This is a genomic window from Pseudomonas sp. TYF_14, from assembly GCF_043105275.1.
GTDB lineage: Bacteria > Pseudomonadota > Gammaproteobacteria > Pseudomonadales > Pseudomonadaceae > Aquipseudomonas > Aquipseudomonas alloputida.
Genome location: NZ_JBICLK010000081.1, coordinates 50,535 through 69,441 on the forward strand (window position 1 = coordinate 50,535; position 18,907 = coordinate 69,441).

Here is an 18,907-nt window from a genome sequence, read left to right on the forward strand (position 1 = left end):
CTCCATGAGTTGCCCACGTACCAGTGTCTGTTTGAGCCCTTTGCCTGCCAGCCAGGCGTCCCGCACACCGCGCATCCTGCTCGGCGGCCGGCATCAACCCAGCCTTTTGCGTCATCTTGAAGGCCTGTCACGGCGCAAGGGGCAGGCGCGTGCCTTTCTGATCCAGTTCGCCGATAGCGGCTGTCACCTCGCGCAGTATGGCAATGATCGTTTCGACCTGGCTGTGATCCAGGCGCCGGCACCGGACGAAGCCGCCGAAGTCATCGGCCATCTCACCCGCATCGCGCGTCAAGGCCTGATTACCCGCCGCTGAGGAATGCGCTATTGAGCACCAATATCATCACCACAGAAGGCCATGAGGCGCTGAAGAAAGAGCTGGACCACCTGTGGCGGGTGTATCGTCCGGAAATCACCCAAAAGGTTGCCTGGGCGGCTTCGTTGGGTGACCGCAGCGAGAACGCGGACTACCAGTACAACAAGAAGCTGCTGCGCGAAATCGACCGCAGGGTGCGATACCTGCGCAAGCGGCTTGAAGATGTGAAAGTGGTGGCGTACTCGCCCGAGCAGGAAGGCAAAGTGTTTTTCGGTGCCTGGGTTGAGATCGAGAACGACGAGGGCGAGACCATGAAGTTTCGCATTGTCGGCTACGACGAGATCTACGGGCGCAACGATTACATCTCGATCGATTCGCCCATGGCCCGTGCCTTGCTGAAGAAGGAGGAGGGTGATGAGGTGGTGGTGCATACACCTACCGGTGAAGCGACCTGGTATGTGAGCAGCATCCGTTACGGCCAGGGCGTCTCGACGGACTGACTGGCCCGTCTTGCGTCAGCTTGAGGCATGTGCTGTCCCGGCAGAAGCGCTGACAGCCAGGTCTCAAGCCTCGCGCAACACCGCCAGCGGGCTGGCATTCAACGCCCGCCGTGTTCCCAGCACCCCAGCACCACCCACCAGCAGTGCCCCCGTCAGCGGCAACACCAGCAGCCACGGGTGCGGGCTCCACTGCAAATCGAAGGCATAGCGGTACAGCACCCAGGTAATCAGTTCGCAGCCCACGGCCGCCAATAGCCCGCTGGCCGCACCCAGCAGGCCGAACTCGATTCGCCGGGCCTTGACCAGCAACGGCCGCGCCGCGCCCAGTGCGCGCAACAGTGCGCCTTGGCGAATGCGTTCGTCCAGCGTGGCCTGCAAGCCGGCGAACAGCACTGCCAGCCCGGCGGCCAGCACGAACAGCAACACATACTCCACCGCCAGGGTTACCTGGGCGAGAATGCTGCGCAGCTGGTCGAGCAAGGCATCCACCTGCAGGATGGTCACCGCCGGAAATGCCCGTGACAGCGCGACGACATCCAGGTCATGCCCCGGTGCCAGGTAGAAGCTGGTCAGGTAAGTGGTCGGCAGCCCCTGCAGCGTGCCAGGCTGGAAGATCATGTAGAAGTTCGGCTGGAAGCTGTCCCAATGCACGTTGCGCAGGCTGCTGACGCGGGCCTGGCGCTGCTGGCCGCCAATATCGAACGTCAGCAGGTCGCCCATCTGCAGTTTCAGGCTGCTGGCCAGTTCCGCCTCCACCGAAACCCCGGGGATATCGTTGTCGGCTGGCAAGGCTGGCCACCAACTGCCTGCGGTCAGCACGTTGCCTTCGGGCAACTCGGCGGCCCAGGTCAGGCTGAGGTCGCGCTGCACGGCGCGCTCGCCTGCCGAGTCCTTGCTGACCACCTGCTGTACCGGTTTTTCGTTGATTTGCACCAGGCGCCCGGGCGTCACCGGGTACAGCGGCGCTGAGGCGGCATTGACCTGGTGCAGGTGTTGAATGAACGGCTCACGGTCATCTGGCAGGATGTTCAGGGCGAAGTGGTTAGGCGCATCCTTGGGTAGCTGTGCTTGCCAGGTATCGAGCAGCTCTGCGCGCAGCAGGGCGACCAAGGCCATGGCCAGCAGTATCAGGCCGAATGCCAGGGCCTGGCCTGCTGCCGCCGTGGGGTGGCGCAATAGCTGGCCCAGCCCCAGGCGCCAGGTGAGTGGCGCACCGGCCAGCAGCTGGCGCAGGCTGCGTAAACCGAGCAACAGCAGGCCGCCGAGCAGAAGTGCAGCGACCAGGCCGCCACCGAGCAGGGCGAAGGTGAGCAGCAGATCGAGGCTCAGGCGCCACATGATCAGGCCCAGGGCGAGCAGGGCGGCGCCGTACACCAGCCAACTGCTCGCAGGTATCGGCAGCAGGTCACGGCGCAGCACGCGCAGTGGCGGCACCTGGCCCAGCGCTGCAATCGGCGGCAGGGCAAAGCCAGCCAGTGCCACCAGCCCGGTACCGATACCTGCCAGCGCAGGAACGATGCCGCCAGCGGGCACCACGCTCGGCAGCAAGCCGTGCAGCAGGCGGAACAGGCCCTGCTGAGCCAGCCAGCCGAGCAAGGCGCCGGCCAGGGCAGCGACCAGGCCGAGCATGGCCAGTTGCAGGCAATACAGGCCCAATGCCTGGTGGCGCGACAGGCCCAGGCAGCGCAGCAGGGCACTGGCGTCCAGCCGGCGTGCAGCATAGCGACTGGCCGACAGTGCCACGGCTACGCCTGCCAGCAATACAGCCACCAGGCTGGCCATGTTCAGGTAGCGTTCGGCTTTGCCCAGCGCGCCGCCGATCTGTTGGTTGCCATCACGGGTGTCACGCAGGCGCTGGTTGGCGGCCAGGTCTTTTTCCACGGCCTGACGATACTGCGCCAGCGCCTCGGCATCGCCGCGCCACAGGTCGCGATAGGTGACCCGGCTGCCGGGCTGGATCACGCCGGTGGCTTCCAGGTCGGCCAGGTTCATCATCACGCGTGGGGTAAGGCTGTAGAAGTTGTTGGCGCGGTCCGGTTCGTAGGTAAGCACGCGGCTCATGCGCAGGTTTTTCATGCCCACGTCGATGCTGTCGCCGATCGCCAGCCCCAGTGCCGCCAACAGGCGCGGTTCGACCCACACTTCGCCAGGGGCAGGGCCGCCGCCGGGTGTTTCTTCGGCATAGGGTGCCAGAGCGCTGCGTACTTGCCCGCGCAACGGGTAGGCGCCGTCGGCAGCCTTTACGCTGGACAGCTGGATGCCATTGTCGCCGCCGACCACGCTGGTGAACTCGACCACGCGTGCATGGCGCAAGCCCAGTGCCTTGCCGGCATCGAGCTGTTGCTCGCGGGCCGGGGCGCTGCCCTGCAGTACCAGATCGGCGCCCAGGAACTCGCTGGCGCGCAGCTGCATGGCGCCGTTGAGGCGGGCGCCGAAATAGCCGATGGCGGTGCTGGCGGCTACCGCCACCAACAGGGCAAAGAACAGCACGCGCACTTCGCTGGCGCGAACATCGCGCAGCAACTGGCGCAGTGCCAGGCCACACAGGCGGGACAGCGGCATACGGCTCACCAGACCTCCATCGGCGCCACAAGGCGGCCCGCGTCCAGGCGGATCTGGCGCCGGCAGCGGCGGGCCAGGCGTTCGTCATGGGTGACCAGCACCAAGGTAGTGCCGCGCTCCTTGTTCAGCTCGAACAACAAGTCGCTGATGCGTTCGCCGGTGTGGCTGTCGAGGTTGCCGGTGGGCTCATCGGCGAACAGCACCGCAGGCTGCGCGGCGAAGGCGCGGGCGATTGCCACGCGCTGCTGCTCGCCGCCCGACAGCTGCCGAGGTGTGTGGCTCAGGCGTTTGCCCAGGCCGACCCGCTCCAGCAAAGTGCGAGCCTGTTCGCGGGCATCGCGGCGGCCGTCCAGCTCCAGTGGCAGCATGACGTTTTCCAGTGCATTGAGGCTGTCGAGCAGCTGGAACGACTGGAACACGAAACCCACATGTTCGGCGCGCACACGGGCGCGTTGGTCTTCATCCAGTGGCCCCAGGTCGTGGCCGGCGAGCACGACATTGCCAGCGCTGGGGCGGTCGAGGCCGGCGAGCAAGCCGAGCAGGGTCGACTTGCCAGAGCCCGAGGCGCCGACGATGGCCAGGCTGTCGCCTTGGGCCAGGTCGAGAGACAGTGCGTGGAGGATGGTAAGGTCACCTTCCGCGCTGGGGACCACTTTGCTAAGGTTCTGCGCAACGAGAATGCTGGGGCTCATGGAGAATCCGATGCGAGTGTGGTGGTTGAGTGCCGGTCTGGCCCTGTATTGCCTGGCCCAGAGCGCAGCGGCAGGAACACTGCTGGTTGTTGGCGATAGTATCAGCGCCGGTTTTGGCCTGGATAGCCGTCAGGGCTGGGTGTCTCTCTTGCAGGCCCGCCTCAGGGACGAAGGTTTTGACGACAAAGTGGTCAATGCTTCGATCAGTGGCGACACCAGCGCAGGTGGCCAGGCGCGGCTGCCGGCGCTGCTTGCAGCACATAAACCGAGCCTGGTGGTGCTGGAGCTGGGCGGCAACGATGGCCTGCGCGGGCAGTCGCCTGCACAATTGCAACAAAATCTTGCCTCGATGATCGAGCATTCGCGTCAGGCAGGGGCCAAGGTGCTGCTATTGGGCATGCGCCTGCCGCCCAATTATGGTGTGCGTTACACCACCGCCTTTGCCAAGGTGTATGAACAGCTGGCAGCGGACAAACAGGTTCCTTTGGTGCCGTTTTTCCTCGAAGGGGTAGGGGGCGTACCTGAACTGATGCAGGCTGATGGCATCCATCCGGCCCAGGGGGCTCAGCAGCGCCTGCTGGAAAATGCCTGGCCAGCGATAAAACCCTTGCTGTGAAGCTTTAAACGGGGGCGCCTTTGGGCTAATGTTGCGCCCCCCGTTTCGAGTGCTCCAAATGCCGCGCCCTGCCTGGTCCCTGTATGCCTATCAACTGATCGAGCCCGACGAGCAGCTCGACCTGTTCGCCTGCCAGGAAAGCCGCGTCCACCTCGTGGCCCGCCAGCTCGAGCTGGGCGTGCCGGTCGACCGTACTTTGTGTGGCGGCCTGCTGCCAGCCCAGCCGCGTTGGTCGGGGGTGCCGCGATCGATCTACCGCGATGGTCGCCTGTGTGAGCTGTGCCGTGCCATCCTCGATGCCCAGCGACGTGGCATGCGTCCGGTGTGGCCAGAGCTGCACGGCAGCTGAACGAAAAGCACCTTTCATCATCTGAAACGCTTGCAACGTGCCAATGCCTCCCGCTTGCATCGGCGCGGGTGTACAATCGATCCTCTTGACCCACCTTTCGAAGGATTTACCGGATGTTGCCGCGCTTTCCTGCCGTCACCCGTAGCCTGTCCCTGGCCGCCCTGCTGGTAGCGGGCCCCGCTGCTGCGCTGGAGCTGCCACTGCCACCGCCCGGTGAAGACATCGTCGGCCAGGTGCATGTGATCAAGGCAAAGTACGAGGACACGTTCGCCGATATCGGCACCGCAAACGACCTCGGCTACCTGGAAATGATTGCCGCCAACCCCGGCGTGGACCCTTGGCTGCCGGGCGCCGGCACCGAGATCATCCTGCCGACCCGTTTCGTCCTGCCGCCGGGCCCGCGCGAAGGCATCGTCATCAACCTGGCCGAGTACCGCATGTACTACTTCCCCAAGGGGGAGAGCGTGGTGTACACCTTCCCGCTGGGCATTGGTCGCGAGGGGTGGGGGTCGCCGATCGCCAACACCAGGATCACCGCCAAGACGCCCAACCCGACCTGGACGCCGCCCGCTTCGATTCGCAAAGAGCACGCCGAGGACGGTGACATCCTGCCGACTGTGGTGCCGGCTGGCCCGGACAACCCGCTGGGGCCGTTCAAGTTCACCTTGGGCGTACCGGGCTACCTGATCCATGGTTCGAACAAGAAGTTCGGCATTGGCATGCGCACCAGTCACGGTTGCTTCCGCATGTTCAACAACAACGTGCTTGAACTGTCGAAGATGGTGCCGGTGGGGACTCCGGTGCGCATCATCAACGAGCCTTACAAGTTCGGTATCAGCGCTGGCAAGGTCTATCTTGAGGCACACACGCCACTGGATGACCAGGGTAACCCGTCGGTTGTCGACAAACACACCGCAGTTATCAATGCCTTGCTCAAGCGTGAAGACCTGGCCAATAACCTACGCATGAACTGGGACATGGTACGTGACGTGGTGGCTGCAGAAGATGGCATGCCGGTAGAAATTGCCGTGCCGGTGGAAAACCAAGGGGCCGCACCGATGGTGTCGAGCATTCCGCCCGAACTGCAGTAAGGTGATTTCGACACACCCAGGCCTGCCTTAGTGCAGGCCTTTTTGTACCTGCTGGCCGCGTTTGTCGGATTCAAAGGCAATAAAAAAGCCGACCCACAAGTGGGTCGGCTTCTTAACAATCCGTGAGGATTATTACTTGCGGCTGGCTTTGTCCAGCATACGCAGAGCGCGCTCGTTGGCTTCGTCAGCGGTCTGCTGAGCCTTCTGAGCGGCTGCCATTGCGTCGTCAGCCTTACGGTAGGCTTCGTCAGCACGAGCTTGAGCGCGAGCTGCTGCGTCTTCAGTCGCAGTCAGACGAGCTTCGGTTTCTTTGGATACGCTGCTGCAACCGGTAGCCAGAACTGCGGCCAGAGCCAGAGCAGAGAATTTCAGAACGTTGTTCATCGTGTTCCCCTTCAAGGACTTTCTATTAAATAGCCATCTCTCAGGAAAGAGAAACTGGCCGGCGTACATAGTACCCATTACTTGTAGTAAGTAAACTGACAGAGCGCAAGAACTGCAAAAAAAATGTTGCTTGACTCCGCGCCGACAAGATTTGCGACGTGTCTGTGAAAAAAATCTGCAGGGTTCGCAAGCGGTTGTGGTACAGGAACTTTTTTGTTGAACTAAGGGTGACTTTAACTGTCGATCAGCGTCTTAAGCCCTAGTACATCCGGTGGCTGTTGGGCGGGCTTGGGAAAGTCGCCTAGGCGGCGGTTTAGCCTTTTTTAACCGCCAGCACCTTGAGCAATCCCGCTTGCGGTGCCTACTATCTTGTCAGTGCCAGACGATCCGAACGATTACAATCGTCCAATGGTCGAAGCGGCAACAGGTGGCGTAGAGGATTCTGTGCCGGATAAACCACCATCGGTTAAGGTAAGGGTCTGCCGAGAAGACCTGCGAGGAGTAGTGATGAGCGAAGCGCTGACCATCCACCATGACCAGGCCGGTCATCAGTTCGAGACCAACGTGGACGGTCATCGTGCCTACTTGACGTACATGGATCTGGGCAAGCAGACGCTGGACATCTATCGCACCTTCGTGCCCAACGCCCTGCGCGGCCGTGGGATCGCTGCCGCCCTGACCGAGCGGGCTCTGGAGTACGCCGAGCAGATGGGGTACACGGTGATCCCGTCTTGCTCATATGTGGAGCGTTACATGGAGCGCCAGCAGCGGCATTCGAGCAAGGCCTGAGCTGACGACAGGCACCAGACACAACAAAAAACGCCGGGCAGTGCCCGGCGTTTTTCATTCCCGCAATGTTCAGCCGCGCTTACGCTGCGGCAGCACATCCTTGAGCTTGGCATGCATGCTGCGCAGGGTTTTCTCGGTAGCCGACCAGTCGATGCAGGCGTCCGTGATCGACACGCCATACTGCAAATCGTCCAGGTTTTTCGGAATGGACTGACAGCCCCAGTTCAGGTGGCTTTCGACCATCAGGCCGATGATCGACTGGTTGCCTTCGAGGATCTGGTTGGCGACGTTCTCCATCACCAGCGGTTGCAGGGCCGGGTCCTTGTTGGAGTTGGCATGGCTGCAGTCGACCATGATGTTGGCCTTGATCTTGGCCTTGGCCAGGTCCTGTTCGCACAGGGCGACGCTGACCGAGTCGTAGTTCGGCTTGCCATTGCCGCCGCGCAGTACCACGTGGCCGTATGGGTTGCCCTTGGTGGTGACGATCGACACGCCGCCTTCCTGGTTGATGCCCAGGAAGCGGTGCGGCTTGGACACCGACTGCAGGGCATTGATGGCAACGGTCAGGCCGCCGTCGGTACCGTTCTTGAAACCCACCGCCGAGGACAGGCCCGAGGCCATCTCGCGGTGTGTTTGCGATTCGGTGGTGCGGGCACCGATGGCCGACCAGCTGATCAGGTCTTGCAGGTACTGCGGCGAAATCGGGTCGAGCGCTTCGGTGGCGGTCGGCAGGCCCATTTCGGCCAGGTCCAGCAGCAACTTGCGGCCGATGTGCAGGCCGTCCTGGATCTTGAACGAGTCATCCAGGTACGGATCGTTGATCAGGCCTTTCCAGCCGACGGTGGTGCGCGGCTTTTCGAAGTACACGCGCATGACCAGGTACAGCGTATCGGACACTTCTTCGGCCAGCACTTTCAGGCGCTCGGCGTATTCGTGGGCTGCCTTGATGTCGTGGATGGAGCAAGGGCCGACCACGACGAACAGGCGATGGTCCTTGCCGTCGAGAATATTGCGCACCACTTCACGGCCGGCAGTCACGGTCTGCAGGGCCTTGGCGCTGAGGGGGATTTCCTTCTTGAGCTGATCAGGGGTGATCAGGGTCTCGTTGGAGGCAACGTTCAAGTCATCGATCGGTAAATCAGCCATCGTGTTACTCGTCAGGTCACGGGTGCCGGCCGCCAACTATCCCCGTGCGGCCCAGCAGCAAGAATAATCGCAGCGGGGAGCCGAACCTTAGCGCGTTACAGATGGCACGACAATGGGCTGAACCCAGTCATTGTGGGGTTTTTACCTGAGCGAGGGTGTTGCGCGCTAATGGGCTGCCCAGCGCGACGTAACCTGTGTAAAAAGAGTGCTGACCCTTTACCTGGAGATTGGCATGCATTCGCACCCCCCTCGCATCGGCATCATCGGCAGTGGCGCCATCGGCGGCTTTTATGGGTTGATGCTGGCCCGGGCCGGTTTCGATGTGCATTTTCTGTTGCGCAGCGAGTACCAGGCCGTTTGTGAGCGCGGGCTGAGCCTGGACAGTGCCGTGCATGGCGCACTGCACATGCGGGTGCAGGCTTACGTCAGTGCCGCTGACATGCCGCCCTGTGACTGGCTCCTGATCGGGGCCAAGGCCACCAGCAACGAGCAGTTGGCACCGTTGATCGTCCAGGCTGCTGCGCCCGGCGCCAAGGTGGTGCTGTTGCAGAACGGCCTGGGTGTCGAGGAGCAGTTGCGTCCGGCCTTGCGCAGCGACATGCACCTGCTCGGCGGCCTGTGCTTCATCTGTGTCAACCGCCAGGCTCCAGGTGTAATCCGCCACCAGGCGCTGGGGGCGGTCAACCTGGGGTATCACAGTGGGCCGGCCTCCGATTGCGGTGTCGCGCTGGTGAATGAAGGCGCCGGGTTGTTCCAGGCTGCGGGGATCGACTCGCAGGCCATGCCGAACCTGGCCTTGGCGCGCTGGCAGAAGCTGGTGTGGAACGTGCCTTACAACGGGCTGTCGGTGCTGCTGGGGGCCAGCACTTCGCCACTGATGGCCGACAGCAATAGTCGCGAGCTGATACAGGCCTTGATGGCCGAGGTGGTGCAGGGGGCGGCAGCCTGTGGCCATGTACTGCCCGCGGGCTATGCCGAGCACTTGTTCCAGGTGACCGAGCGCATGCCCGACTACTGGCCGAGCATGTATCACGACCATGTCCACAAACGCCCGTTGGAGCTGGAGGCCATTTACGCCGAGCCGCTGGCACGCGCACGGGCGGCAGGCTGCAGCATGCCGCGCACTGAAATGCTGTACCAAGCGCTGAGTTTCATCGACTGCAGCGACCGGCCGGCCTGAGGGTGGCCGAGGCTTCGGCGGGGCCCTCCAGCCCACGGCAGCAGCGCGCCGGACGGCAAAGCGAGCGTCCGGCGCGCTGCTAAGCTGAAGCTTGCTCTGCCGCTGCGGCAGTCGAGGAGGTCGAATGATCCGCTCCATGCTGTACGCCACCGACCTCGGTGTCTACGCCCCTTTCGTGATGCAACATGCGCTGGCCCTGGCGCGCACGTTCGGTGCCGAGTTGTATGTGATCCACGCGGTCGAGCCGATGGGCCAGTTCGCCGAATCCCTCCTGCAAAGCTACCTCGATGAGCAGACGCTCGATCAATTGCACAGCCAGGGGGTGAACACGGTGATGGCGAACATAGAGCAGCGTGTACTGGAAAACTTTCGCGACGAGTTGGGCGAAGAGGCTGACCTGGCGGTGATCAAGGCCGTGCGTGTGCGGCAGGGCGACCCGGCGCAGGTGATTCTCGACCAGGCCCAGCGGCTAAGCGTCGACCTGTTGATATTTGGTAGCCACAGTGCCGGTGCCGGGGTGGATGTACCGCTGGGGCGCACGGCGGTGCGGCTGCTGCAGCTGTCGCCGGTGCCGGTGTACATGGTGCCCTTGGCGCAGCATCTGGGGCGTAGGAAAACGTGAAGATAGGTGCAGTCCATTTCCGCGGGCATGTAACAAAATAGTTCTAGATTTATTTCCAGAACCACTAATATAGTTATATATCGTCGCTGCCTGCTGCCGCGGACTCACCGCTGAACCGAGGGAAACCTATGAAGCTTCAACAACTGCGCTACATCTGGGAAGTGGCGCACCATGACCTCAACGTCTCCGCGACGGCGCAGAGCCTGTATACCTCCCAGCCAGGTATCAGCAAGCAGATCCGCCTGCTCGAAGACGAATTGGGTGTTGAAGTCTTTGCCCGCAGCGGCAAGCATCTGACCCGCGTTACCCCGGCCGGTGAGCGCATCATCAATACCGCAGGCGAAATCCTGCGCAAGGTCGAGAGCATCAAGCAGATTGCCCAGGAGTTCTCCAACGAGAAGAAGGGCACGCTGTCCATCGCCACCACCCACACCCAGGCGCGCTATGCGTTGCCGCCGGTTATCAGCAGCTTCATCAAGCAGTATCCGGAGGTGTCCCTGCACATGCATCAGGGTTCGCCCATGCAGATTGCCGAGATGGCTGCGGACGGTACGGTCGATTTCGCCATCGCCACCGAGGCGCTGGAGCTGTTCGGCGACCTGATCATGATGCCGTGCTACAAGTGGAACCGTTGCGTTGTGGTGCCGCAGGGGCACCCGCTGGCCAAGCTGCCGAAACTGACCCTGGAAGCCGTCGCCGAGTACCCGATCGTCACCTACGTGTTCGGTTTCACCGGGCGCTCAAAGCTGGATGAAGCTTTCAATCACCGTGGCCTCACGCCAAAAGTGGTCTTCACCGCGGCTGACGCCGACGTGATCAAGACGTATGTGCGCCTGGGGTTGGGCGTGGGTATCGTTGCCGGCATGGCTGTGGACGCCAAGCTCGACAGTGACTTGGTGGCGCTGGATGCCAGTGAGCTGTTTGAAGCCAGCATCACCAAGATCGGCTTCCGTCGTGGCACCTTCCTGCGCGGCTTCATGTGCGACTTCATCGAGAAGTTTGCCCCGCACCTGAGCCGTGAAGTGATGGCCAAGGCCATTCAGTGCCATAACAAGCAAGAGCTGGAAGAATTGTTCGAAGGCGTCGAACTGCCGGTGCACTGATTCGGGGGTGATGGGGCCGCTGTGGGAGTAACGGCCCTTGCTCAATGTCTAAAAGCTGGCGCGATCCCTGTGGGAGCGGGCTTGCCCGCGAACACGGGCGAAGCCCGTGCCATCCACCGCGGTGTCTTCTTCGCGGGTAAACCCGCTCCTACAGGCCGCCCTAGCTATCTCAAGCCTTGCTGATCAGGTTGCCCGCATGCAACCCGCATTCCTTCTGCGTCGACTCTTCCCACCACCAGCGCCCTTCACGCTCATGCTGGTTTGGCAGCACCGGGCGGGTGCATGGCTCGCAGCCAATGCTGATGAAGCCACGCTCGTGCAGGCTGTTGTACGGCAGCTCGAGCATGCGGATATAACCCCATACCTCTTCACTGCTCATCTGCGCCAGTGGGTTGAACTTGTACAGCGTGCGCTCAGGCGTGGAAAAGGCGCTGTCGATTTCCAGTGCCGCCACCTGGCTGCGGGTGCCCGGGCTTTGGTCGCGGCGCTGGCCGGTGGCCCAGGCGCTGACGGTGGCCAGCTTGCGTCGCAGCGGCTCGATCTTGCGAATGCCGCAGCACTCGCCATGGCCGTCCTTGTAGAAGCTGAACAGGCCCTTTTCCTTGACGAACGGGTCGAGCTTGGCGCGGTCGGGGCTGAGGATCTCGATGGGCAGGTTGTACTGTTCGCGTACCTGGTCGATGAACCGGTAGGTCTCCGGGTGCAGGCGCCCAGTGTCGAGGCTGAATACCTTTACCTGCTTGTTCAGCTTCCAGGCCATGTCGACCAGCACCACATCCTCGGCGCCGCTGAAGGAGATCCACAGGTCATCACCGAAGTGCTCGAAGGCAAGCTTGAGGATGTCCTGCGGGGACTTGTTGGCATAGGTCGCGGCCAGGGCGGCGACGTCGAAGGGTTGGCTCATCAGGCGGTTTCCATCTTGGCTGTGGCGCTGTGCGCTCGTAGTAGGGGGATGGTAACAAAAAAATCGTGGTCTAGATGGGCTCACAAGCCCTGCAGGGTCTGCATCAGCACCCGCACTTTGGCGATCGACTCTTCATACTCGGCCTGCCACTGCGAGTCGGCTACCACCGCGCCGCCGCCCCAGCAACTGACCTGGCCATCTTTGATCAGCAAGCTGCGAATGGCGATCGAACTGTCCATTTCGCCGCGCACATCCACATACAGCAGCGAGCCGCAGTACAGCGCGCGGCGCGCGGGCTCCAGTTCGTCGATGATCTGCATGGCGCGGATCTTCGGTGCGCCGGTGATCGAGCCGCCAGGGAAGCTGTCGCCGATCAGGTCCAGCGCATCCTTGTCGCTGGCCAGCTGGCCGGTGATGCTGCTGACCAGATGGTGCACGTTGGGGTAACTCTCCAGGCTGAACAGTTCCGGTACCTTCACTGAGCCAATCTCGCACGTGCGCCCCAGGTCGTTGCGCAGCAGGTCGACGATCATCAGGTTTTCCGAGCGGTCCTTCGGGCTGTGCAGCAGCTCCTGGGCATTACGCTGGTCTTGCGCCGGGTCACTGGCGCGTGGGCGGGTGCCCTTGATCGGCCGGGTTTCCACCTGGCCCTGGCTGACGCGGATGAAGCGCTCGGGCGAAAAGCTCAGCAGGGTACTGCCGTCGGCCAGTTGCTGGTAGCCGGAGAAGGGGGTCGGGCAGGCCTGGCGCAGGGCCTGGTAGGCCCGCCATGGATCGCCTTGGCAGGGTGCGCGAAAGCGTTGGGTGAGGTTGATCTGGTAGCAGTCACCGGCCTGGATGTAGCGTTGTACCTGGTCGAAAGCGGTTTTGTATTGCTCCGGCTCCAGGTCGCCGGCCATCGGCGCGAGCAGCCGGAAGTCGCCGGTGGTGGCGCTGGTGTCCTGGAACAGGCTGATCAGGCGTTCGCGCTCGTCGCCGGCCAGGCTAGGGTGGAACACCAGCTGGCTGGTGCCGAGCAAGTGATCGCTGACCAGTGCCCAGGCATACAGGCCCAGTTGTGCGTCTGGCAGGCCCAGGTCGTCCACGGCCAGGCTTGGCAGGTGTTCCAGGCGGCGGCCGAAGTCGTAGCTCAGGTAGCCGATCAGGCCCCCGGCGAAGGGCAACTCTACACCGTTGGGCAAGTCGGCGTGGCCCAGTTGTGCCAGGCCAGCGCGCAGGCGCTGGAGGAAGACGCGGCCATCTTCATCGGGCTGCGCCTGCAGTTGTTGCAGCGGCCAGGCGCTGAGCAGGTCGAAACGCCCGCGTTCGGCGCCGGGGCGAGCGCTGTCGAGCAGGATCGCACCGGGGGCCTGGCGCAGGTGGGCGAAATAGGCGGCAGGGTCGGGCTGGTAGGGCAGGGGGTGTAGCGTGCAGGTCGGCATCAGTATGGACGGCGATGTAAAAGCGAGGAGGGCGATTGTAGACCTGTGCAGGAAAAGCGCCTAGCGCTGGGTACGACATTCAACATTGTGTTTGGCCAATACGCAGCACAAGGCAGTTCCTGCAGGTCGAGCGAAGCGCTTGAATCAACTGCAGTGCTTGCAAGAGCAACCTTGTGCTGCGAATGGGCTGCAAGGCAGCCCCTGTATTTCAGCGGTTGGGCACATGCCCGAACAGACCCTGTGCTACCCGTACCCGCTGCTCGGCGTCTTCGGTCACACCCTCCTTGGCCAGTGCTTCGATGTGCGCCTCGATGGCATGGGTGCGCTGAGTCAGGCCGCAGTCGTTGGCAATCTGGATGTTCAGCCCCGGGCGGGCGTTGAGCTCCAGAATCAGCGGGCCCTTGTCCTGGTCAAGCACCATGTCCACGCCGATATAGCCCAGGCCGCACAGTTCATAGCAGCCAGCGGCCAGCTTCATGAAACCGTCCCAGTTCGGCAGTTGTACGCCGTCCACCGCGTTGGTGGTGTCCGGGTGCTTGCTGATGATGTTGTTCAGCCAGGTGCCGCGCAGGGTCACGCCGGTGGCCAGGTCGACACCCACACCGATGGCGCCCTGGTGCAGGTTGGCCTTGCCGCCGGACTGGCGAGTCGGCAGGCGCAGCATGGCCATCACCGGGTAGCCCATCAGCACGATGATGCGGATGTCCGGTACACCTTCGTAGCTGATGCTCTTGAATATCTGGTCCGGGGTCACGCGGTACTCGATCAGCGCGCGGTCGCGGTGCCCGCCGAGGGAGTACAGCCCAGTGAGGATGCTGGAAATCTGGTGCTCGATTTCCTCATGGCTGATGATCTTGCCCGACACTGTGCGGTAGCGATCCTCGAAGCGGTCGGCGATTACCAGGATGCCGTCACCGCCGGCGCCTTGCGCCGGCTTGATGACGAAATCGCTGCGACCGCCGATGATCTGGTCGAGCTTCTCGATCTCTTTTTCGGTCTCGATGATGCCGTACATTTCCGGCACATGGATGCCGGCCGCCAGTGCGCGCTCCTTGGTGATGATCTTGTCGTCGACGATCGGGTACAGGTTGCGCTTGTTGTACTTCAGCACATAGTCCGCGTTACGCCGGTTGATCCCCATGATGCCCCGGGCCTCCAGGGCTTTCCACGTCTTGATGAGGCCAAACATCAGGTGTCTGCCTTGTTCAGGAAGGCTTTGAAGCGCACGAGCTCGGTCAGGCGGTAGCCGCGATAACGGCCCATCGCCAGCATGAAGCCCACCAGGATCAGCAGCACCGCCGGGAAGGTGAACACGAAGTACACCAGCTCCGGCACCATCATCAGCAGGTGTGCCAGGGAGGCGGCGAACAGGGTGCCGATGGCCACTTTCATGGCATGGCCGCCACCACGCTCCTCCCAGGTGATCGACAGGCGTTCGATGGTCATGGTCAGGATCACCATCGGGAACAGCGCTACCGACAGCCCGCGTTCAAGGCCCAGCTTGTGGCTGAACAGGCTGATGGCGGCAATCAGCACCACGACGAAGGTCAATACCACCGACAGGCGTGGCAGCATCTGCAGCTTGAGGTGTTCCAGGTACGAGCGCAGCGACAGGCCCAGTGCTGTGATCACCGTGAACAGCATGATACCGAAGCCCAGCTGGGTTTCGCGGAACGCCAGGGCGATCAGCACCGGGGTGAATGTGCCCAGGGTCTGGATGCCGATCAGGTTGCGCAGCACCAGGATCACCAGCACGCCGATCGGGATCATGACCATGATCATGAAGGTTTGCTGGGTTTGCAGTGGCAGGCCGTACAGCGAGTATTCGAGGAAGTCGGCGTCGGTGTTCTCGTCGGTCAGCTTGGCCAGGCGGATGGCGTTCATCTCGCTGTTGTTCATGCTGAAGGTGACGGTGGCCTTCTTGCCGCCATCGACGGTGATCAGGTTGTCGTCACCGGTCCACCACAGCAGGCGGTCGCTCGGCAGGCCTTGCTCACCGGTGTCCGGGTTGAAGTACAGCCAGTCGTCGCCGTTGAAGCTGCGCAGCCACAGCTCCGGGGTTTGCGGGGTGTCGGCCAGCAGGCGGATGGTGTGCACCTTTTCCATCGGCACGTGGGCGATCGACAGCAGCAGGTCGATGACCTGGGCCTTCTTCATCGCCGAAGTGTCGCCAGCCAGCAGCAGCTTGACGTTGTCGTCGTTGAGGTTGTTGACCCGCTTGATGGTCTCGCTGACAAAGGTCTCGACGTCGGCCGAGTGCTGGCGTATAGGCGCCATCAGCGCTTCAGCGGCGATCTTCTCGGGGCCTTCGACGGCCAGGCTGTCACGGAAGGTCGGGCCTTTGATCTTGGTCTTCTCGTTGCTGTAGCGCTTGGTCAGTACCAGGCGGTAGTAGAGGGTCTGGTTGCCACTGGCGCGACGTGCCGACCAGGTAACCTTGCGGTTGCCGTCGGCACGGTTGATGCTGACCCCGTAGTTGTTGGAGATGAAGCTCTCGTTGAGGCTGACGTAGTCGCGGTTCAGCGGTGGCACGAACATCTGCACCTTGACCGGGTCCTTGCTGCTGGCCACGAACTCGACCTTGGCGTCGATGTTCCACAGGTCGTCGGTTTCATCCTCGGTCACCGGGATGCCGAGCACGAAGATCTGATAAGCCGTGACCGCCACGCCCAATAGCACCAGCACGGTGATCAGGACTTTCAGATGGAGGGTGAGAGAGCGCATCGGGATTACTCTGCTTTGGGAGCGTCGGTGGCACAGGCAGGTTTGCCGGCCGCATATTTAAGGCTTGGGTCAACCAGTGCGTCGAAGTGTTTGAGTGCCTCGGAACCGATCAGCAGCGGGAACTGGAACGCGCTGCGGTCGGTGAGGTTGACTTCGATGGTGCGCCTGGTCTGGCCCATGCAGATTTCGAGTTCGATGACCGGGCGGGCCGTGTAGGCCTTGCCCGATTCGGCATCATAGTCGCCGGCCCGGCGCTTGATCTTGCTGACGCGTGCCAGTGGGCGTTCGATCGGGTGCGAATGGGCCGCATCGATGGCGAGGTAGAAGCGTACCCAGCTTTCGCCATTGCGCTTGAACCTCTTGATGTCGCGGGCGCTGAGCGACGCGGTCTTGGCACCGGTGTCGAGCTTGGCGGCCACTTCCAGGTCCAGGTCGCCCAGATGTGCGTATTCGTTGAGACCATACACGGTCTTGCCCGCAGCCTGGCCAAGGGCCGGCAGCAGGGTGAGGCATAGCAGCAATAAAACGGGTGTAAGTCTCATATTCCTGGCGCGGTGCATTGCAAGGTTCTAGGCAAGGTTCAGGTCAAGGTGACTGGCAATTACTGCGCAAGCTTCCTCGTTTATCTGTCAACAGGCACGAATGCATGACAGACAGGCTATCCATACCCCATCGGAGGCGCGGCATTCTATCACGCCGACGTCTTGACGCCAGCGGTGCGCGATCTGACAGCATTGAAGTGGTGATAGTTCGCGATTAGACGATTGTCGACAATGTTCATTTTGTCTTTGACTTGCAGGTCTCATTTCGCTAGTTTCTGACGAAGAGTTTTAAAAGGTGTCGACAATATGCAGGACCTTTCCACCCCCGGCCCGGTGCTGACAGACGAAACGGAAACCCTCTCCGAAAACGTCTTCCGACGCATCCAGGCGGCCATTGTCAAGGGTGATATCGCCCCCGGCAGCAAGATTTCCGAGCCGGAGTTGGCGCGCACCTATGGCATCAGCCGCGGGCCGCTACGCGAGGCTATCCACCGCCTTGAAGGCCAGCGCCTGCTGGTGCGCGTGCCGCATGTGGGCGCGCGGGTGGTATCGCTCAACCACGCCGAGCTGATCGAGCTGTACGAAATCCGCGAGTCGCTGGAAGGCATGGCCTGTCGCCTGGCCGCCGAACGCATGAGCCAGGCCGACATCGACGAACTGCGCCGGGTGCTCGACACCCATGAGCGCGATGCCGCGTTCCAGGCCGGCCTGGGCTACTACCAGCAGGAAGGCGACTACGACTTCCATTACCGGATTATTCAGGGTAGCGGCAACCAGACCCTGGTCAAGATGCTCTGCGGCGAGCTGTACCAGCTGGTGCGCATGTACCGTATCCAGTTCTCTGCCACGCCTAACCGGCCACGCCAGGCCTTTGCCGAACACCATCGCATTCTTGATGCCATCGCCGACCGTGACGGCGAACTGGCCGAACTCCTGATGCGCCGCCACATCGGCGCGTCCAAGCGCAATATCGAGCGTCACTACCTGGACGCCCACAACAACAGCACACGAGGTGAGAAATGACAGTCAAGAGCACCCCCGGTCAGCGTTTCCGTGACGCCGTTGCCGCTGAGCATCCGCTGCAGGTGGTTGGCGCCATCAACGCCAACCATGCCCTGCTGGCCAAGCGCGCCGGCTTCAAGGCCATCTACCTGTCAGGTGGCGGCGTGGCTGCCGGCTCCCTGGGCCTGCCAGACCTGGGCATCACTGGCCTGGACGACGTGCTCACCGACGTGCGTCGCATCACCGACGTGTGCGACCTGCCGCTGCTGGTGGATGTCGACACCGGCTTCGGCGCTTCGGCTTTCAACGTTGCCCGTACCGTGCGCTCGATGAGCAAGTTCGGCGCTGCCGCCATCCATATCGAGGACCAGGTTGGCGCCAAGCGTTGTGGCCACCGCCCCAACAAGGAAATTGTCAGCCAGCAGGAAATGGTCGACCGTATCAAAGCTGCCGTCGACGCCCGCAGCGATGACGGCTTCGTGATCATGGCGCGTACCGATGCGCTGGCCGTCGAAGGCCTGAACGCCGCCCTGGACCGTGCCCAGGCGTGTGTCGAAGCTGGCGCCGACATGATCTTCCCGGAAGCCATCACCGAACTGCAGATGTACAAGACTTTCGCTGATCGGGTGAAGGCACCGATCCTGGCCAACATCACCGAGTTCGGTGCCACGCCGCTGTACACAACCGAAGAGCTGGCCTCGGTCGACGTGTCGTTGGTGCTGTACCCGCTGTCGGCGTTCCGCGCCATGAACAAAGCAGCCGAGAACGTGTATACCGCGCTGCGCCGTGACGGCACGCAAAAGAATGTGATCGACACCATGCAGACCCGCATGGAGCTTTACGATGCCATTGGTTATCACGCCTTCGAGCAGAGCCTCGATGCACTGTTTGCCCAGAAGAAGGGCTAAGCGCTAGCGCCCGAATTAGCCAGAAAGCATCCATAACAAATTCAAGAAAGGAGAAACAC

Annotated in this window: 20 protein-coding genes; 11 read left to right on the plus strand and 9 right to left on the minus strand. The window is 62.3% G+C overall.

From position 1 onward, the window contains the following. The first annotated feature begins 4 nt into the window (after positions 1 to 4). Complete coding sequence (locus tag ACF8O8_RS20705; RefSeq protein WP_010953282.1) at positions 5 to 313, plus strand: hypothetical protein; 309 nt, start codon at positions 5 to 7, stop codon at positions 311 to 313. Positions 314 to 324: 11 nt separating this feature from the next. Beyond that, complete coding sequence (gene greB / locus ACF8O8_RS20710) at positions 325 to 813, plus strand: transcription elongation factor GreB (protein WP_010953283.1); 489 nt, start codon at positions 325 to 327, stop codon at positions 811 to 813. Between the two features lie 63 nt (positions 814 to 876). Here greB and ACF8O8_RS20715 read toward each other — a convergent pair whose 3' ends face one another. After that, positions 877 to 3,384 carry an ABC transporter permease gene (locus ACF8O8_RS20715; protein WP_392510358.1) on the minus strand — a complete coding sequence of 836 codons (2,508 nt, stop codon included), beginning with the start codon at positions 3,382 to 3,384 and terminating at the stop codon, positions 877 to 879. Further along, positions 3,381 to 4,067, minus strand: a complete 687-nt coding sequence (locus tag ACF8O8_RS20720) for an ABC transporter ATP-binding protein (protein ID WP_392510359.1) — start codon at positions 4,065 to 4,067, stop codon at positions 3,381 to 3,383. Before ACF8O8_RS20720 ends, ACF8O8_RS20715 begins: the two co-directional genes overlap by 4 nt. 10 nt (positions 4,068 to 4,077) lie before the next feature. Here ACF8O8_RS20720 and ACF8O8_RS20725 point away from each other — a divergent pair, with 10 nt between their 5' ends. The 3 genes from ACF8O8_RS20725 (at position 4,078) to ACF8O8_RS20735 (ending at position 6,123) form a co-directional block, all read left to right on the plus strand. Beyond that, on the plus strand, positions 4,078 to 4,683 hold the full coding sequence (locus ACF8O8_RS20725) for an arylesterase (RefSeq protein ID WP_020192893.1): 606 nt from the start codon (positions 4,078 to 4,080) through the stop codon (positions 4,681 to 4,683). 58 nt (positions 4,684 to 4,741) lie between these two features. Further along, positions 4,742 to 5,032, plus strand: a complete 291-nt coding sequence (locus tag ACF8O8_RS20730; protein WP_014591666.1) for a hypothetical protein — start codon at positions 4,742 to 4,744, stop codon at positions 5,030 to 5,032. Between the two features lie 113 nt (positions 5,033 to 5,145). Beyond that, positions 5,146 to 6,123, plus strand: a complete 978-nt coding sequence (locus tag ACF8O8_RS20735) for a L,D-transpeptidase family protein (protein ID WP_019438671.1) — start codon at positions 5,146 to 5,148, stop codon at positions 6,121 to 6,123. 132 nt (positions 6,124 to 6,255) lie between these two features. On the opposite strand, the gene ACF8O8_RS20740 is transcribed toward ACF8O8_RS20735, so the two are convergent. Beyond that, a complete protein-coding gene (locus ACF8O8_RS20740) occupies positions 6,256 to 6,507 on the minus strand; it encodes an Lpp/OprI family alanine-zipper lipoprotein (protein WP_003250288.1) in 252 nt (83 codons plus the stop codon). Between the two features lie 507 nt (positions 6,508 to 7,014). Between ACF8O8_RS20740 and ACF8O8_RS20745 the strand changes: the two genes are divergently transcribed. After that, positions 7,015 to 7,296 (plus strand): GNAT family N-acetyltransferase, encoded by a 282-nt coding sequence (locus tag ACF8O8_RS20745; protein WP_003250290.1) that lies wholly within the window; start codon positions 7,015 to 7,017, stop codon positions 7,294 to 7,296. Between the two features lie 69 nt (positions 7,297 to 7,365). Here ACF8O8_RS20745 and ACF8O8_RS20750 read toward each other — a convergent pair whose 3' ends face one another. Continuing rightward, positions 7,366 to 8,442 (minus strand): 3-deoxy-7-phosphoheptulonate synthase, encoded by a 1,077-nt coding sequence (locus tag ACF8O8_RS20750; RefSeq protein WP_014591663.1) that lies wholly within the window; start codon positions 8,440 to 8,442, stop codon positions 7,366 to 7,368. 232 nt (positions 8,443 to 8,674) lie between these two features. Here ACF8O8_RS20750 and ACF8O8_RS20755 point away from each other — a divergent pair, with 232 nt between their 5' ends. From ACF8O8_RS20755 to cysB, 3 genes are all read left to right on the plus strand, one after another. After that, positions 8,675 to 9,622, plus strand: a complete 948-nt coding sequence (locus ACF8O8_RS20755; RefSeq protein WP_350297629.1) for a putative 2-dehydropantoate 2-reductase — start codon at positions 8,675 to 8,677, stop codon at positions 9,620 to 9,622. A 124-nt stretch (positions 9,623 to 9,746) separates the two neighbouring features. Then, positions 9,747 to 10,244, plus strand: coding sequence for a universal stress protein (locus ACF8O8_RS20760; protein WP_003250295.1), 498 nt, complete (start codon positions 9,747 to 9,749; stop codon positions 10,242 to 10,244). Positions 10,245 to 10,372: 128 nt separating this feature from the next. Then, the gene (gene cysB, locus ACF8O8_RS20765; protein WP_392510360.1) at positions 10,373 to 11,347 is read left to right on the plus strand and encodes an HTH-type transcriptional regulator CysB; all 975 of its coding nucleotides are present in this window, start codon (positions 10,373 to 10,375) and stop codon (positions 11,345 to 11,347) included. Positions 11,348 to 11,516: 169 nt separating this feature from the next. Here cysB and ACF8O8_RS20770 read toward each other — a convergent pair whose 3' ends face one another. The 5 genes from ACF8O8_RS20770 to ACF8O8_RS20790 all read right to left on the minus strand — a co-directional run bounded on the left by ACF8O8_RS20770 (position 11,517) and on the right by ACF8O8_RS20790 (position 16,938). Beyond that, positions 11,517 to 12,251, minus strand: a complete 735-nt coding sequence (locus tag ACF8O8_RS20770; protein WP_003250299.1) for a phosphoadenylyl-sulfate reductase — start codon at positions 12,249 to 12,251, stop codon at positions 11,517 to 11,519. 80 nt (positions 12,252 to 12,331) lie between these two features. Beyond that, positions 12,332 to 13,672: an aminodeoxychorismate synthase component I gene (gene pabB / locus ACF8O8_RS20775; RefSeq protein ID WP_010953294.1), complete on the minus strand. Its 1,341-nt coding sequence runs from the start codon at positions 13,670 to 13,672 to the stop codon at positions 12,332 to 12,334. Positions 13,673 to 13,880: 208 nt separating this feature from the next. After that, positions 13,881 to 14,861 (minus strand): alpha-L-glutamate ligase-like protein, encoded by a 981-nt coding sequence (locus tag ACF8O8_RS20780; RefSeq protein WP_010953295.1) that lies wholly within the window; start codon positions 14,859 to 14,861, stop codon positions 13,881 to 13,883. Further along, positions 14,861 to 16,396, minus strand: coding sequence for an inactive transglutaminase family protein (locus ACF8O8_RS20785; RefSeq protein ID WP_180689594.1), 1,536 nt, complete (start codon positions 16,394 to 16,396; stop codon positions 14,861 to 14,863). The genes ACF8O8_RS20780 and ACF8O8_RS20785 overlap by 1 nt, the downstream gene beginning before the upstream one ends. A 5-nt stretch (positions 16,397 to 16,401) precedes the next feature. Next, positions 16,402 to 16,938: an ATP-dependent zinc protease gene (locus tag ACF8O8_RS20790; protein WP_010953297.1), complete on the minus strand. Its 537-nt coding sequence runs from the start codon at positions 16,936 to 16,938 to the stop codon at positions 16,402 to 16,404. Positions 16,939 to 17,244: 306 nt separating this feature from the next. Here ACF8O8_RS20790 and ACF8O8_RS20795 point away from each other — a divergent pair, with 306 nt between their 5' ends. Beyond that, positions 17,245 to 17,961 (plus strand): GntR family transcriptional regulator, encoded by a 717-nt coding sequence (locus ACF8O8_RS20795; RefSeq protein ID WP_003250308.1) that lies wholly within the window; start codon positions 17,245 to 17,247, stop codon positions 17,959 to 17,961. Next, positions 17,958 to 18,848, plus strand: a complete 891-nt coding sequence (gene prpB, locus ACF8O8_RS20800) for a methylisocitrate lyase (protein WP_392510361.1) — start codon at positions 17,958 to 17,960, stop codon at positions 18,846 to 18,848. The genes ACF8O8_RS20795 and prpB overlap by 4 nt, the downstream gene beginning before the upstream one ends. Positions 18,849 to 18,907 lie beyond the last annotated feature (59 nt).

What these genes read in the sequence shown, in the direction of transcription:
- ACF8O8_RS20705 (WP_010953282.1), top strand. Translation starts at nt 5, where the DNA reads ATGAGTTGCCCACGTACCAGTGTCTGTTTGAGCCCTTTGCCTGCCAGC.
- ACF8O8_RS20720 (WP_392510359.1), bottom strand. Translation starts at nt 4,067, where the DNA reads ATGAGCCCCAGCATTCTCGTTGCGCAGAACCTTAGCAAAGTGGTCCCC.
- ACF8O8_RS20725 (WP_020192893.1), top strand. Translation starts at nt 4,078, where the DNA reads ATGCGAGTGTGGTGGTTGAGTGCCGGTCTGGCCCTGTATTGCCTGGCC.
- ACF8O8_RS20730 (WP_014591666.1), top strand. Translation starts at nt 4,742, where the DNA reads ATGCCGCGCCCTGCCTGGTCCCTGTATGCCTATCAACTGATCGAGCCC.
- ACF8O8_RS20735 (WP_019438671.1), top strand. Translation starts at nt 5,146, where the DNA reads ATGTTGCCGCGCTTTCCTGCCGTCACCCGTAGCCTGTCCCTGGCCGCC.
- ACF8O8_RS20740 (WP_003250288.1), bottom strand. Translation starts at nt 6,507, where the DNA reads ATGAACAACGTTCTGAAATTCTCTGCTCTGGCTCTGGCCGCAGTTCTG.
- ACF8O8_RS20745 (WP_003250290.1), top strand. Translation starts at nt 7,015, where the DNA reads ATGAGCGAAGCGCTGACCATCCACCATGACCAGGCCGGTCATCAGTTC.
- ACF8O8_RS20750 (WP_014591663.1), bottom strand. Translation starts at nt 8,442, where the DNA reads ATGGCTGATTTACCGATCGATGACTTGAACGTTGCCTCCAACGAGACC.
- ACF8O8_RS20755 (WP_350297629.1), top strand. Translation starts at nt 8,675, where the DNA reads ATGCATTCGCACCCCCCTCGCATCGGCATCATCGGCAGTGGCGCCATC.
- ACF8O8_RS20760 (WP_003250295.1), top strand. Translation starts at nt 9,747, where the DNA reads ATGATCCGCTCCATGCTGTACGCCACCGACCTCGGTGTCTACGCCCCT.
- cysB (WP_392510360.1), top strand. Translation starts at nt 10,373, where the DNA reads ATGAAGCTTCAACAACTGCGCTACATCTGGGAAGTGGCGCACCATGAC.
- ACF8O8_RS20770 (WP_003250299.1), bottom strand. Translation starts at nt 12,251, where the DNA reads ATGAGCCAACCCTTCGACGTCGCCGCCCTGGCCGCGACCTATGCCAAC.
- pabB (WP_010953294.1), bottom strand. Translation starts at nt 13,672, where the DNA reads ATGCCGACCTGCACGCTACACCCCCTGCCCTACCAGCCCGACCCTGCC.
- ACF8O8_RS20780 (WP_010953295.1), bottom strand. Translation starts at nt 14,861, where the DNA reads ATGTTTGGCCTCATCAAGACGTGGAAAGCCCTGGAGGCCCGGGGCATC.
- ACF8O8_RS20785 (WP_180689594.1), bottom strand. Translation starts at nt 16,396, where the DNA reads ATGCGCTCTCTCACCCTCCATCTGAAAGTCCTGATCACCGTGCTGGTG.
- ACF8O8_RS20790 (WP_010953297.1), bottom strand. Translation starts at nt 16,938, where the DNA reads ATGAGACTTACACCCGTTTTATTGCTGCTATGCCTCACCCTGCTGCCG.
- ACF8O8_RS20795 (WP_003250308.1), top strand. Translation starts at nt 17,245, where the DNA reads ATGCAGGACCTTTCCACCCCCGGCCCGGTGCTGACAGACGAAACGGAA.
- prpB (WP_392510361.1), top strand. Translation starts at nt 17,958, where the DNA reads ATGACAGTCAAGAGCACCCCCGGTCAGCGTTTCCGTGACGCCGTTGCC.